The organism is Mesorhizobium sp. M0018 (genome assembly GCF_040323955.1).
Classification (GTDB): domain Bacteria; phylum Pseudomonadota; class Alphaproteobacteria; order Rhizobiales; family Rhizobiaceae; genus Mesorhizobium.
Genome location: NZ_JAMYVL010000026.1, coordinates 78920 through 92010, shown reverse-complemented (window position 1 = coordinate 92010; position 13091 = coordinate 78920). Strand labels below are relative to the sequence as shown.

The 13091-nt window shown below is 61.8% G+C and carries 10 protein-coding genes; 3 read left to right on the top strand and 7 right to left on the bottom strand.

Annotated features, from left to right (window positions below):
- Window positions 1-252 precede the first annotated feature (252 nt).
- Window positions 253-2505 carry a DNA topoisomerase IV subunit A gene (gene parC, locus NKJ81_RS27805; RefSeq protein WP_352449279.1) on the bottom strand — a complete coding sequence of 751 codons (2253 nt, stop codon included), beginning with the start codon at window positions 2503-2505 and terminating at the stop codon, window positions 253-255.
- Window positions 2506-2866: 361 nt separating this feature from the next.
- On the opposite strand from parC, the gene NKJ81_RS27800 reads away from it, so the two are divergent.
- The gene (locus NKJ81_RS27800; RefSeq protein WP_352542389.1) at window positions 2867-4060 is read left to right on the top strand and encodes an aq_1923 C-terminal domain; all 1194 of its coding nucleotides are present in this window, start codon (window positions 2867-2869) and stop codon (window positions 4058-4060) included.
- An 80-nt stretch (window positions 4061-4140) separates the two neighbouring features.
- On the opposite strand, the gene aspS is transcribed toward NKJ81_RS27800, so the two are convergent.
- From aspS to NKJ81_RS27780, 4 genes are all read right to left on the bottom strand, one after another.
- The gene (gene aspS / locus NKJ81_RS27795) at window positions 4141-5931 is read right to left on the bottom strand and encodes an aspartate--tRNA ligase (protein WP_352542393.1); all 1791 of its coding nucleotides are present in this window, start codon (window positions 5929-5931) and stop codon (window positions 4141-4143) included.
- Window positions 5932-6145: 214 nt separating this feature from the next.
- Window positions 6146-6970 (bottom strand): carbohydrate ABC transporter permease, encoded by an 825-nt coding sequence (locus NKJ81_RS27790; protein WP_352542388.1) that lies wholly within the window; start codon window positions 6968-6970, stop codon window positions 6146-6148.
- 36 nt (window positions 6971-7006) lie between these two features.
- Entirely contained in the window at window positions 7007-7879 is an 873-nt protein-coding gene (locus NKJ81_RS27785; RefSeq protein ID WP_352472057.1) for a carbohydrate ABC transporter permease, read from the bottom strand.
- A 68-nt stretch (window positions 7880-7947) separates the two neighbouring features.
- Window positions 7948-9216: an ABC transporter substrate-binding protein gene (locus tag NKJ81_RS27780; protein ID WP_352542387.1), complete on the bottom strand. Its 1269-nt coding sequence runs from the start codon at window positions 9214-9216 to the stop codon at window positions 7948-7950.
- A gap of 390 nt (window positions 9217-9606) precedes the next feature.
- Between NKJ81_RS27780 and NKJ81_RS27775 the strand changes: the two genes are divergently transcribed.
- Entirely contained in the window at window positions 9607-10854 is a 1248-nt protein-coding gene (locus tag NKJ81_RS27775; RefSeq protein ID WP_023674455.1) for an MFS transporter, read from the top strand.
- Between the two features lie 73 nt (window positions 10855-10927).
- Window positions 10928-12079, top strand: coding sequence for a ribonuclease D (rnd, locus tag NKJ81_RS27770; protein WP_352542386.1), 1152 nt, complete (start codon window positions 10928-10930; stop codon window positions 12077-12079).
- Between the two features lie 12 nt (window positions 12080-12091).
- Here the strand turns inward: rnd and NKJ81_RS27765 are convergent, their stop codons facing one another.
- Both NKJ81_RS27765 and NKJ81_RS27760 read right to left on the bottom strand, forming a co-directional pair.
- Window positions 12092-12511, bottom strand: a complete 420-nt coding sequence (locus NKJ81_RS27765; protein WP_352542385.1) for an MAPEG family protein — start codon at window positions 12509-12511, stop codon at window positions 12092-12094.
- A 28-nt stretch (window positions 12512-12539) separates the two neighbouring features.
- Complete coding sequence (locus NKJ81_RS27760; protein ID WP_352542392.1) at window positions 12540-13079, bottom strand: hypothetical protein; 540 nt, start codon at window positions 13077-13079, stop codon at window positions 12540-12542.
- Window positions 13080-13091 lie beyond the last annotated feature (12 nt).

The following is a 13091-nucleotide window of genomic DNA, read 5'->3' as shown; positions in this document are numbered from 1 at the left end:
CTCGTGTCCTCGAATGGCATCCCGAACCTCCCGGCGCAAAGCGCGCCAAACTGTTCGCGATGTCCTCGCACACCTGTTCGCGATGTCTCCGGTCCAAACACCCACTTGAGGGGGAGATGTCGCCGAAGGCGACAGAGGGGGTCGGGACGTCCTGACGCGACCTTACCACGAACAAAGCAGGCTGGCGCTTCATGCGCGGGGACCCCCTCTGGCCTGCCGGCCATCTCCCCCTCGAGGGGGGAGATTACCGCTTCACCCGAACTTGCCAGTCCTCGGGAAACCCTTCGGCACCATGCGGCCGGCCGAGGCGCGGGCGCCGATCCATTCGGCAAGCTCGTCACGCGATTTGGTGAAGGTGCGGTCTGCCGAATCCTGCCAGGACAGGCCGCTTGCCAGCGTGAAGGTCTTGAGGTCGAGGACACCGCCATCCTTGTATTTCTGCAGGCGCACGCCCTTGCCGCGTCCCATCTCGGGGATCTCGGCCAGCGGGAACACCAGCATCTTGCGGTTCTCGCCGACAATGGCGAGATGGTCGCCGGCGACGCTCACACAGCGCTGGGCTTCGTCGGGCGCCTTGACGTTCATCACCTGCTTGCCCTTGCGGGTGTTGGCGACGACTTCTTCTTCCGGCACGATGAAACCGTTGCCGTCATGCGACACCAGCAGCAGCTTGCGCTTGGGATCATGGACGAAAGCGGTGACGATATCCTGGTCGTTGTCCATGTCGACGATGATGCGGATCGGCTCGCCGTGGCCACGCCCACCCGGCAGCCGGTCGGCGCCGATCGTGTAGAACTTGCCGCCGGTGGTGAAGACCAGCACCTTGTCGGTCGTCTGGGCGTGGAAGGCGAGCTTGAGGCTGTCGCCTTCCTTGAAGGTCAGGGCCGAATGGTCGGTCAGATGACCTTTCATGGCCCTCAGCCAGCCCTTTTCCGAAACGACCACGGTGACCGGCTCGCGCTCGATCATGGCGTGGGCGATATCGGTCAGGTCATGCTCGGGTGCGTCGGCGAACTCGGTGCGGCGCTTGCCGATCTCGGTGTCGGGCCCGTATTTCTGGCGAACGTTGGCGACTTCCCACTTGATCGTCGCCCACTGCTTGGCGTCGGACGCAAGCAGTGCCTCGATCTGCTTCTTCTCCCCGGTCAGGCCATTGAATTCCTCGCGGATTTCGAATTCCTCGAGCTTGCGCAGCGCCCTCAGCCGCATGTTGAGGATAGCTTCAGCCTGGGTGTCGGTCAGTGACCAGCGCGCCATCATCACCTGCTTGGGCTCGTCCTCCTCGCGGATGATCCTGATCACCTCGTCGATGTTGAGGTAGGCGATCAAATAGCCGGCGAGGATCTCCAGCCGCCTTTCGATCTCGCCGAGGCGGTGCTTGGAGCGGCGGATCAGGACGTCGCGGCGGTGCTCCAGCCATTCCTTGAGCACACCTTTCAGCGACAGCACGTTCGGCACCTTGCCGCGCGACAACACGTTCATGTTGAGCGGAAAGCGGCTTTCGAGCTCGGTCAGCTTGAACAGCGATTCCATCATGATGCCGGGATCGACCGAGCGGCTCTTCGGCACCAGCACGACGCGGATGTCCTCGGCGCTCTCGTCGCGGATGTCCTCGAGCAGCGGCAGCTTACGCGCCATCAAGAGCTCGGCGATCTTTTCGATCAGCCTGGCCTTCTGGACGCCATAGGGGATTTCGGTGACGACTATGTTCCAGGTGCCCCTGCCCTGGTCCTCCTGGCTCCATTTCGCCCTGACGCGAAAGCCGCCTCGACCCGTTTCGTAGGCTTCGAGGATCGAGGCTCGGCTGTCGACGATGATGCCGCCGGTCGGGAAATCCGGACCTTGCACGAAATCCATCAGCTTGGTGACGGGCGCATCCGGATGATCAATCAGGTGAAGCGCGGCGTCGCAGAGCTCGGCCGCATTGTGCGGCGGGATCGAGGTCGCCATGCCGACGGCGATGCCGGACGAGCCGTTGGCGAGCAGGTTCGGGAAGGCGCCGGGCAGCACGGCCGGCTCCTCGTCTTCCTCGTTGTAGGTCGGGCGGAAATCGACGGCGTCCTCGGTGATGCCTTCCAAAAGCAGCGTCGACACTTCGGTCATGCGCGCTTCGGTGTAGCGCATGGCGGCGGCATTATCGCCGTCGATATTGCCGAAATTGCCCTGCCCGTCGACCAGCGGGTAGCGCATCGAAAAATCCTGCGCCAACCGCACCAACGCGTCGTAGATCGACTGGTCGCCATGCGGATGGAATTTGCCCATCACCTCGCCGACAATGCGGGCGCATTTGGCAAAGCCCTGGTCGGGGTTAAGCCGCAACAAGCGCATGGCATGCATGATGCGACGATGCACCGGCTTCAGCCCGTCGCGCACGTCCGGCAGTGCCCGGTGCATGATGGTCGACAGCGCGTAGGCGAGATAGCGCTCTTCCAGCGCCTTCTTCAGATCGACCGGCTCAATATTATCGCCGCCGCCAGTTTCAGGCGGCAAAAGCCTTTTTCCCATGGGCTGGCACTAGCCGAGCGGGTGATTCGCGGCAAGAGGCACACCGGTATGCGTGCTCCTAAAGCGCATCGCGTTCGACCGGCCCATGCGACGCTTTAGGCCCTTGTTTTGATGCATGTCGTTACCGCAAAACCGTTGCGCGACATCCATTATGCAACAGGAATTGGAAGCGTCGCGACGCCGGCCAACATCAATCCGTTACATCCTGCTTCTATCGCAAGGCTGATGGATCGGGTTTGCCTTTGGCCGCGATTTTCGACCATTGTGCCGAGGCCCGCCTTTTTCCGGTCCAGTTCGTCACCGAATGGTGACGACGCGACGATTTGAAAAGAATTTCAGGACACTCTCAGGGGAGCTCTCGATGACGATCAGACACTCGACACTTATTAAGAGACTGGCTTTTTCGACCTTTTTGCTGACGCTGCCGCTGAATGCGGCGTTCGCGCAGGATACCGCGGTCGCCGACCGGCTGAAGGCTGCCCTCGCCGCGCAGGGTGTCGACCTCTCCTGGACCGGAGTAACCGGCGACACCTCCAGCATGGTTCTGCAAGGCGTAGCGGTCAAACCGGCGGCCGAAAAGGAGGCGCTCAAGATCGGCGACGTCAAGCTCGAAGGTGTGACCGAAGCCAGTGGCGGCTATCAAATCGCGACCGTATCGACGTCGCCGTTCGAACACAGCGAAGATGGCGTCACGCTCAATCTCAGCCCCTTCGTCATCCATGACATGACGGTTCCGGCCGAAGGCGCAACCGGTCCGCTGGGCTCGCTGATGATGTACAAATCGGCCGAGCTCGACAACATGACAGTCAAAGTGGCTGACAAAACTGCTTTCTCGATGGACGGGCTTGCCATCGCAATCACGCCGCCGGCCGACGGCAAGGCCATGGCGTTTTCCGGCACTACGGAAAAATTCGCTGCCGACCTGACCCTGGTCGAAGATCCGAAATCCAAGGAAGTCATCAACGCACTCGGCTACCAGAACATAACAGGCAATCTTGAGATGGAAGGCACCTGGCAGCCTACCGACGGCAGGATGGACTTGTCGAAATACGAAATATCGGTCGACAATGCCGGCACGCTCGGCATGACCTTCGATCTCGGCGGCTACACGCTGGACGTCATCAAATCACTGCAGGAGATGCAGAAGAAGATGGCGGCGCAGCCCGAAGGCGCCGACAATTCGGCGCAAGGCATGGCCATGCTCGGGCTGCTGCAGCAGCTTTCGTTCAACAGCGCCTCGATCCGCTTCGACGACGATTCGTTGACCAAAAAGGTGCTCGATTATGCCGGCAAGCAGCAAGGCATGTCCGGCAAGGACATCGCCAACCAGGCCAAGGCGATCGTGCCCTTCGGCATGGCGCAGCTCAACAATCCGGAACTGACCGCGCAGGTTTCGGCCGCGGTCAACAAGTTCCTTGACGATCCGCAAAGCATCGAGGTCTCGGCCGAGCCGCCGGCAGCGGTGCCGTTCGCGCTGATCATGGCGGGCGCCATGTCCAACCCGCTCGACCTGCCGAAAACGCTCGGCGTGACGGTTACGGCAAACGAAGACTGACCGAGACAGGCTTCAAGCAAAAAGCCCGGCAGCGATGCCGGGCTTTTTTATGAATCAACAGCACCGGTTCGGAGCGTTTTTTAAACCTCTTTCTTCGTCGCCACCACGCGCAGCGACAATTCGCGAAGCTGCTGCGGGCTGGCTTCCGACGGCGCGCTCATCAACAGGTCGTAGGCCTGCTGGTTCATCGGGAACATAGTCACTTCGCGCAGGTTCCTGGCGCCGACCAGAAGCATGACGACGCGGTCGATGCCGGCCGCCATGCCGCCATGCGGCGGCGCGCCATACTGGAAGGCGCGATAAAGGCCGCCGAAGCGCTCTTCGACCGTCGCGCGGTCCAGCCCGACGGTTTCGAACGCCTTGACCATGGTTTCGGGCAGATGGTTGCGGATGCCGCCGGAGGCGATCTCGAAACCGTTACAGACCATGTCGTACTGGAACGCCTTGATGCCGAGCAGATCCTCGCCGTTAAGCGCATCGATGCCGCCTTGTGGCATCGAGAAAGGATTGTGCGCGAAGTCGATCTTCTTCTCCTCCTCGTTCCATTCGAAGAACGGGAAGTCGACGATCCAGCACAATTCGAAGCGGTCGCGGTCGACAAGATTGAGCTCCTCGCCGGCGCGGGTGCGCGCCGCTCCTGCGAAGGAGACGAACTTCTTCGGATCACCGGCGACGAAGAAGGCGGCATCGCCATCGGCGAGGCCGAGTTGTTGTCGGATCGCCTCCGTGCGCTCCTCGCCGATGTTCTTGGCCAGCGGCCCGGCGCCTTCGAGCTTCTCGCCCTCCTTGCGCCAGAAGATGTAGCCGAGGCCGGGCTGACCCTCGCCTTGCGCCCATGAGTTCATGCGGTCGCAGAAGGCGCGAGACCCGCCGGTCTTGGCCGGAATGGCCCAGACCTCGGCCTTCGGATCGTTGGCAAGGATGTTGGCAAATACCTTGAAGCCAGAGTCGCGAAAATGATCCGAGACGGCCTGCATCTCGATCGGGTTGCGCAGGTCCGGCTTGTCGGTGCCGTATTTGCGCATGGCGACATCATAGGCGATGCGCGGAAACTTCTCCGTCACCGGCTTGCCGGCGGCAAAGGTCTCGAACACCCCCCGCATCACCGGCTCCATGGTGGTGAACACATCCTCCTGCTCGACGAAGCTCATCTCAACGTCGAGCTGGTAGAATTCACCCGGCAGACGGTCGGCGCGCGGGTCCTCGTCGCGGAAGCAGGGCGCAATCTGGAAGTAGCGGTCGAAGCCGGACACCATGATCAGCTGCTTATATATCTGCGGTGCCTGCGGCAGCGCATAGAAAGTGCCGGGGTGGATGCGCGACGGCACCAGAAAGTCGCGCGCCCCTTCCGGCGACGAGGCGGTCAGGATCGGCGTCGAGAATTCGGTGAAGCCGACCTCGCCCATCAGCTTGCGCATCTCGGCGACGATTTTGGTGCGCGCGACGATGTTCTTGTGCAGGGTATCGCGGCGCAGGTCGAGGAAGCGGTATTTGAGGCGGATGTCCTCTGGGTAATCCGGCTCGCCGAAGACCGGCAGGGGCAATTCCCTGGCGGCCGACAGTACCTCGATCTCGCGCGCGAAGACTTCGATCTCGCCGGTTGGCAAATTAGGGTTCACGGTGTCGGCGAGGCGCGCCTTGACCTCGCCGTCGACGCGGACGACCCATTCGCCGCGCAGGGTCTCGGCAATCTTGAAGGCGGGCGAATCCGGATCGGCGACGATCTGGGTCAGGCCGTAATGGTCGCGCAAATCGATGAACAGCAGGCCGCCATGGTCGCGCACGCGATGCACCCAGCCCGACAAGCGAACGGTCGAGCCGACGTCGAGCTTCCTCAATTGGGCACAGGTATGGCTGCGGTAACGATGCATTGTCATTCTTAAAGTCCGGATGTTGGGTTGCGGCCAAGGCATGATGGCCCAGCCTGAAAATTTGCGCGAAAAGCACATGAGAGGGTGCATTTGTCAAGGCAAGCGGCAGCCGGGTCGAGTTCGCGTTCTTCCCGCCCCTTTCCCACCGGCATCAATTTATGCTCGAGGCGTCAATCTGAGTTCGCTGCTCTGTGCCCGCAGTTCAACTATGCACTCACCCCTTCACCCCGCCCGCCGTGAGACCGGAAATGATCTTGCGCTGGAAGATGAGAACGAGGACGACGAGCGGCACGGTGACGATCACCGATGCGGCCATGATGTTGCCCCACGGGATCTCGAACTGCGAGCTGCCGGAGAGCAGCGCGATCGCCACCGGCACGGTTCGCTGCTCGTTGCTGGAGGTAAACGTCAGGGCGAACAGGAACTCGTTCCAAGCACCGATGAAGGCGAGAAGCCCGGTGGTCGCCAGCGCCGGCCACATGAGCGACAGGAAGACGCGGCTGATGATGATCCAGGGCGTGGCGCCATCGAGGATCGCCGCTTCCTCCAGCTCGATCGGCAGGTCGCGAACGAAGGCGGTGAGCACCCAGACGGTGAACGGCAAGGTGAAGATCATGTAGGACAAGATCAGCGCGAACGGCGAATTGTAGAGGCCGAAGATGCGGATCAGCTCGAAAAGCCCGGCAAGCACCGCCAATTGCGGGAACATCGAAACGGACAGGATAGTGAGGAGCAGAGCCGAGCGGCCGCGGAAGCGGATGCGCGCCAGCGCATAGGCGGCGGTGACGCCGAGGAACAGCGAAATGACGACAACGGCGCTCGAGATGAAAAGCGAGTTCACGAGGTTGCGCAGGAAGGTCCCCTCGGTGAACACGGTCCTGTAGTTGCTGAAGGTAATCGTCTTCGGCCAATAGTCGATCTGGAAGAGCGCCGTCCCCGATTTCAGGCTGGTGATGATGGCGTAGTAGAACGGGAACACCGCGACGACGACGATAACGGCGACGAGGAGGTAGAAAGCCGTGCGCTTGACGATCCACATGGTCAGTAGTCCCCCATGATCAATAGTCCCCCATGGTCAATAGTCCTTGTCCAGTCTTATCCGGCCGAGCCAAAGAACGAGCATGGTCAGCAGAGCGAGGATAAGGAAGAGAAGCGTCGAGGCGGCGGAACCGGAAGCGAACTTGTCGAACTCAAACAGGCTCTCGCGGGCAAACACCGACATCGACTTGGTGTGTATGTTGTTTGGCGTAAGCACGTAGATCAGATCGAAGATGCGCAGGGCATCGAGACCGCGAAAGATCATGGCCACCATCAACGCCGGTCGGATGAGCGGCAAAGTGATCTTCCAGAAAATTCTCCACGCGCCGACGCCGTCGAGCTTGGCGACCTCGTAGATTTCTTGTGGAAGCATCTGGAGGCCGGCGAGAATGAGAAGCGCCATGAAGGGGGTCGCCTTCCAGATGTCGACAACAAGGACGGCGACCATCGCCGTGTCGGCGCTGGCCGTCCAGGCGATCTTGGTGCTGATCAGGCCGAGCTTGAGCAGGACGTCGTTGATGATGCCGAACTGGTCGTTGAGCATCCACTGCCACATTTTCGCCGAGACGATCGTCGGGATCGCCCAAGGGATGAGGATCGCGGCGCGCACGATACCGCGGCCGCGAAACCTGGCGTTGAGCACCAGCGCGACGATCATGCCGAGCACCGTCTCGCAGGTCACCGAAATCACCGCGAAGCGCACCGTGTTCCAGACGGCGCGCCACCAGACCGGATCGGCGAGCAGCCCGTCATAGACGACGCGGCCGCTCGGCATTTGCACGACGGAGAAATAGTTGGCGAAGCCAACCCAGCGGCGGGCTTCGAGGTCGGCGAGCGAGGCGTCGGTGAAGCCGAAATAGATCGTGCGCATCAACGGCCAACCGGCAACGGCGGCGAGCACGATGAGCATCGGGGCAAGCAACAGCCATGCCGAGCGCGTACGTTGACGCGCCAGCAGCGAGCCTGAGCGCGGCGGGGTCACCAGGCGGTGCCTTTGAGCCTGGTCAAGGAGAACTCCAGATCGGCAAGGTTGTCGGCGGCTGTGCCCTCGCCGGAAATCGTGTTGTGGACGGCGGTCCAGAACTCGCTCGACGCCTCATTGTACCGGCTCTTGGCTTGGGCCGAGGGACGCGGCACCGCGTTGAGGATGACTTCCTTCCAGCGCGGAATCACCGGCTGGGCGCTGGCGATGTCGGCATTGTCATAGAGTGCCTGGATGGTCGGCAGATATGCCCCCTTCAAGGCGCGGTACTTCTGCATCTGAGGCGAGGCGATCCATTTGACCAGCTCGATCGCTGCATCCGGGTTCTTCGAATATTTGGAAACCGCGAGATTCCAGCCGCCAAGCGTTGCTGCCGGGTGCGCGCCCTCACCAGACCCCGGCGGCAGCGTCGTCACCTCGAACTTGCCTTTGATGGGGGAGCTTTCGCTGTTGCCAAGCGCGTAGGCGTAGGGCCAGTTGCGCATGAAGACGGCGTTGCCGGTCTGCCAGACTCCGCGCGACTCTTCTTCCTGGTAGGCCAGAACGCCGGGCGGTGAGATGGTTCCCACCCAGCTCCTCGCCATTTCCAGCGCCGCAGCTGCTTGCGGATTGTTGATGGAGATGGTGCCGTCCGGCTCGATAATCTGGCCGCCGCCGTTCGACTTCACCCATTCGAGTGCATCGCAGGTCAGCCCCTCATAGGCGTTGCCCTGGAAAACGAAACCCCACATGTCCTTGTTGCCGGCCGCGCGCTCCTTATCCATGACAAGCTTGGCGGTATCGGCAAGTTCAGCCCAGCTGGCCGGGACCCTGGCGCCGTATTTGTCGAGGAGATCCTTGCGGTAGTAGAGCGCCGGAGCGTCGGTGAATATCGGCAAGGCGACGAGCTTGCCGTCCACGGTCTGCGATTTGATGATCGATGGGAAATGGGCGCCAACGACATCCTTGGTCGCTTCGGTCAGGTCGATGAACTGCCTTGCAAGCTGGGGGGCCCAGATGATGTCCGTTTGATAGACGTCGACGTCGCTGCTTCCGGCGGCAAGCCAGAGCCGGTATTGGCCAAACTGGTCCGTCGCCGAGGGGGGCAGCGGAACGACGCTAACCTTGTTGCCGGTCGTCTTCTCGTATTGATCGAGGATCTCGCGAAGGATTCTCTGGCCGTTGCCGGTATCTCCGGACACCATGACGAGGTCGACAGCCCGCGCCGGCCCGGCCGCCAGAACTGCGGCCACGGCAAATGCCGCAAATGCGGAATGAAATTTCATGATGGCGGACCTCCCTTTGGAGCTTCAGGCCGGGCAGCAGAAACGACGTCGATGCCTGACACCATCTCCGCACACCGGCAGCTCACAAGACGCGCATTCGCCCACCAGCACTGAACTACAAAGATACGCCTTGGTTCCCAACACGGAGGGTCTGGCGCCACGCGGTAGCGCAAGTTCCCCCTCGTTAATGCACCTAAAACGTGTCGCGTTCGATCGGCCTCGGCGACGCGCTTTAGGTTCTTGTTTTTATGCATGTCGTTATCGCAAAACCGCTGCACACTTTTGCGCGACATGCATTAAGGCCCCCGGCTGGCCCCAACGCCACCGGGAATTGCCGCTGGCATTGGCGAAGGCGATGGTTCAAGAAGGATCAACGACAGGCTTTCCTTCATGTCCTCCATCCGCCCGCTGATCCCCCTCCTGATCGCCGCCGGCATCCTGCTCGGCGGCAATGGCCTGCAGAGCACGTTGATTGCGCTGCGTGGTGCGCAGGAAGGTTTTCCCGCTTCCTCGATCGGCCTGATGGGCACGTTCTATTTCGCCGGCTTCCTGCTCGGCTGCCTTGCCGTGACCCGCATCATGAAGTCCGTCGGCCATGTGCGCGCCTTTTCGGCACTCGCGGCGATCGCCTCGGCGGGAACGCTGCTTCTGGTGCTGGTCATCGATCCGGTGATGTGGTGCGCCGTGCGCTTTGCCGGCGGGTTCTGCTTTGCCGGCCTGTTCACCATCATGGAAGCCTGGCTGAATTCCGGCGTCACCAACACCGACCGGGCGCGGGTGCTTGCCATCTACCGGATGGTCGACATCGGCTCGGTGACGGGCGCCCAGTTCCTGATCCCGATCTTTGGCGCCGGCGGCTTTGCCATCTTCGCCATCATGTCGATGATGATCACCGTTTCGCTGGTGCCGGTTTCGCTCGGCGACCGCTCCAATCCGACGCCGCCGGAAGACGTCAAGCTCGATTTGGCGCGCGTCTGGCGGATCTCGCCGCTCGGCTGCTTCGGCTGTATCGCCGTCGGCGTCACAAACAGCGCCTTCCGCACCCTGTCGCCGGTCTATGCCGAGCAGATCGGCATGTCGGTCGCCGACGTCGTCACCTTCGTCAGCGTCGGCATTTTCGGCGGCGCCATCATCCAATACCCGCTTGGCTATCTCTCCGACCGCTGGGACCGGCGCTCGGTGCTGCTGATGACGACGTGCTGTGCGATGGTGGCGGCACTGGCGCTGGCATTCGTGGCAGGCGGCAGCCCGTTTCTCAACTTCCTGCTCGTCTTCATCTTCGGCTGCTTCGCCATGCCGCTCTATTCGTTGTCAGCGGCGCATTCCAACGACCGCGCCGACAAGGGCGAGTTCGTGCTGATCAACGCTGCCTTGATGCTGTTTTATTCCTTCGGCGCCATCGGCGGGCCGTTCGCAGCCTCGACGGTGATGCAATTTTTCGGGCCGAGCGCGCTGTTCGTGTTCAGCGCCACCGTCTATGCGATCTTCGTGGCCGTCATCCTTTACCGGATGCAGGCGCGCTCCGCCGTGCCGGCCACCCATCGCAGCCGTTTTACGGCGCTGTTGCGCACTTCGACGGTTTTTGCCCGGCTGGCGAAGCGGAATGCCGATCCCGATGAACCCGCAAAGCCTGGATAGAGGTGCTTGCGCTTGACGAAAGCGCGCGCGGCTGAAATTGAAAGAGACCCTATCCCTTGCCAAAAGCGATTTGATGCACGTCATCACCACCCAGAAAGAACTCGAGACCGCTATTGCCGCTTTCGAAAAGGCGGAATTCGTCACCGTCGATACCGAATTCATTCGCGAAACGACCTTCTGGCCGATCCTGTGCCTGATCCAGATGGCAGCGCCCGGGGTGACCGCGCTGATCGATCCGCTGTCGCCCGACATCGACCTGAAACCGTTCTTCAGGCTGATGTCCAACGAGGCGATCGTCAAAGTCTTTCATGCGGCGCGCCAGGACATCGAAATCATCGTGCATCTCGGCGATCTGGTGCCGCATCCGGTGTTCGACACCCAGGTTGCGGCAATGGTCTGCGGCTTCGGCGACAGCGTCTCCTACGACCAGCTGGTGCAGCGCATCACCGGAGCGCGGCTCGACAAGTCCTCGCGCTTCACCGACTGGCGCCACCGTCCGCTGTCCGAAAAGCAGCTCGACTACGCGCTCGCCGACGTCACCCACCTGATCGAGGTCTACAAGCATCTCAGTGCCGAGCTGGTGCGGGAAAACCGCGCCCACTGGCTGAACGAGGAGATGGACGTGCTGACCTCGCGCGAGACCTACGATCCGCATCCCGAGGATGCCTGGAAGCGGCTCAAGATGCGGCTGCGCAAGCCGCAGGAACTGGCGATCGTGCAGGCGGTGGCCGCCTGGCGCGAACGCGAAGCGCGCGAGCGCGACGTGCCGCGCGGCCGGGTGCTCAAGGACGATGCTATCTACGAAGTGGCGCAGCAGGCGCCGCGCGACGCTGCGGCACTGAGCAAGCTGCGTACCACGCCGAAGGGCTGGGAGCGCTCGTCGACGGCGACGGCACTGCTTGGCGCGGTAAACGCTGCCCTTGCCCTGCCCAGGGAAGAGATGCCGAAGCTGCCGAAGAGCTTCCAGCCGCCGGAGGGGTCAAGCGCCGCGGCGGAGTTGCTGAAGGTGCTGCTGCGGATCGTTGCCGAAAAGGAAGGCGTCGCATCGAAGGTACTCGCCTCCAGTGACGACATCGACCGCATCGCTGCCGAGGGCGACGAAGCCGACGTGCCGGCATTGCAAGGCTGGCGGCGTGCCGTCTTCGGCGAGGCCGCGCTCAAGCTGGTGCGCGGTGAACTCGCCATCAGGTTCGACAAGCGCAAGATCGCTGTGTTCGATTTGTAGCATTGAGCTTGCTCAGACCAAGCCGAGCAGATGCACCGCTAGCCATATCCATCCAAGTGCAAGAACCACCGCGCCCAGGTAGAATGCCCTGCTGCGCAGGATCAGCTGATTGCTGGTCAAGTGGACCGATGCGTGAAGATAGCGGGAGACGACAAAGATCCACATCAGTGCCAAGGTCAGATAATTGACGCCATTGGTCACGTGCAGCGTCAAGCATAAGACGTAGAAAAGCACCGGCAGTTCGAACTGGTTGCTCAGATTGTCGGCGACGGTGACGCTGGAACCTGGCTCCGTCGAGCGCGTCTTGAACTGGCCGGCCTTGGCTTCGCCCGATCTGACCGCACCATGGCGGCGCCGGCCCATAACGACGTAGACGATATAGACCAGCAGCACCTGCGCCAGCATCGGCCAGAAGATCGCGGTCTGGTTCAAGATGCCCCCTGTCTCTGTCACCCAGCCTTCAAGACCGTTTCTGAGCCATCAGAGTGAAAGCCGCAGTGACGGTCACTGGTATCGCCAGTAGGGCGAATTTGGTGACGATCAGCGCCGAGGCGAAGGACAGCGAATCCGGATTGGCCGACAGAAAATCGGACAAAAGACGAGCCACAGCGATATTCTGGGCATAGTCGGTAAGCAGGTAGGGCAGCACCAGCACAACCGCGAATATCGACTGGGTTTGCGCAGGCAGTGCACGGAAATTCTTCAGCCGCCGGCCCGTGGCCAGGATCAGGCTGACCATCGTCAGCGACAGCAGCGCCGGAAACAGCAGGTCGAAGGTCAGGTAATGCCAGACGAGAATAATTTCGCTGCCGCGCCGGCCGAGTGCCGTCAGCCAGGCCATGCCCTCATCCGGGGTGAAACCGGCATAGCGCATGTCGAGCGACGGCAGACCGCCGCTCAATTGGCGAAAATAGAGGAACTCCATTGCCGTCATGATGATGAAAACCGCCACGGTGGCGACACAGAGTGCGGCCGCGTGGCGCGACAGCCGCAGGATCATTGCCGCCAGATT

Coding starts and splice junctions, on each gene's coding strand:
- parC (WP_352449279.1), bottom strand. CDS start 2,505: ATGGGAAAAAGGCTTTTGCCGCCTGAAACTGGCGGCGGCGATAATATT.
- NKJ81_RS27775 (WP_023674455.1), top strand. CDS start 9,607: ATGTCCTCCATCCGCCCGCTGATCCCCCTCCTGATCGCCGCCGGCATC.
- aspS (WP_352542393.1), bottom strand. CDS start 5,931: ATGCATCGTTACCGCAGCCATACCTGTGCCCAATTGAGGAAGCTCGAC.
- rnd (WP_352542386.1), top strand. CDS start 10,928: ATGCACGTCATCACCACCCAGAAAGAACTCGAGACCGCTATTGCCGCT.
- NKJ81_RS27760 (WP_352542392.1), bottom strand. CDS start 13,079: ATGATCCTGCGGCTGTCGCGCCACGCGGCCGCACTCTGTGTCGCCACC.
- NKJ81_RS27785 (WP_352472057.1), bottom strand. CDS start 7,879: ATGCTCATCGTGCTCGCCGCCGTTGCCGGTTGGCCGTTGATGCGCACG.
- NKJ81_RS27780 (WP_352542387.1), bottom strand. CDS start 9,216: ATGAAATTTCATTCCGCATTTGCGGCATTTGCCGTGGCCGCAGTTCTG.
- NKJ81_RS27800 (WP_352542389.1), top strand. CDS start 2,867: ATGACGATCAGACACTCGACACTTATTAAGAGACTGGCTTTTTCGACC.
- NKJ81_RS27790 (WP_352542388.1), bottom strand. CDS start 6,970: ATGTGGATCGTCAAGCGCACGGCTTTCTACCTCCTCGTCGCCGTTATC.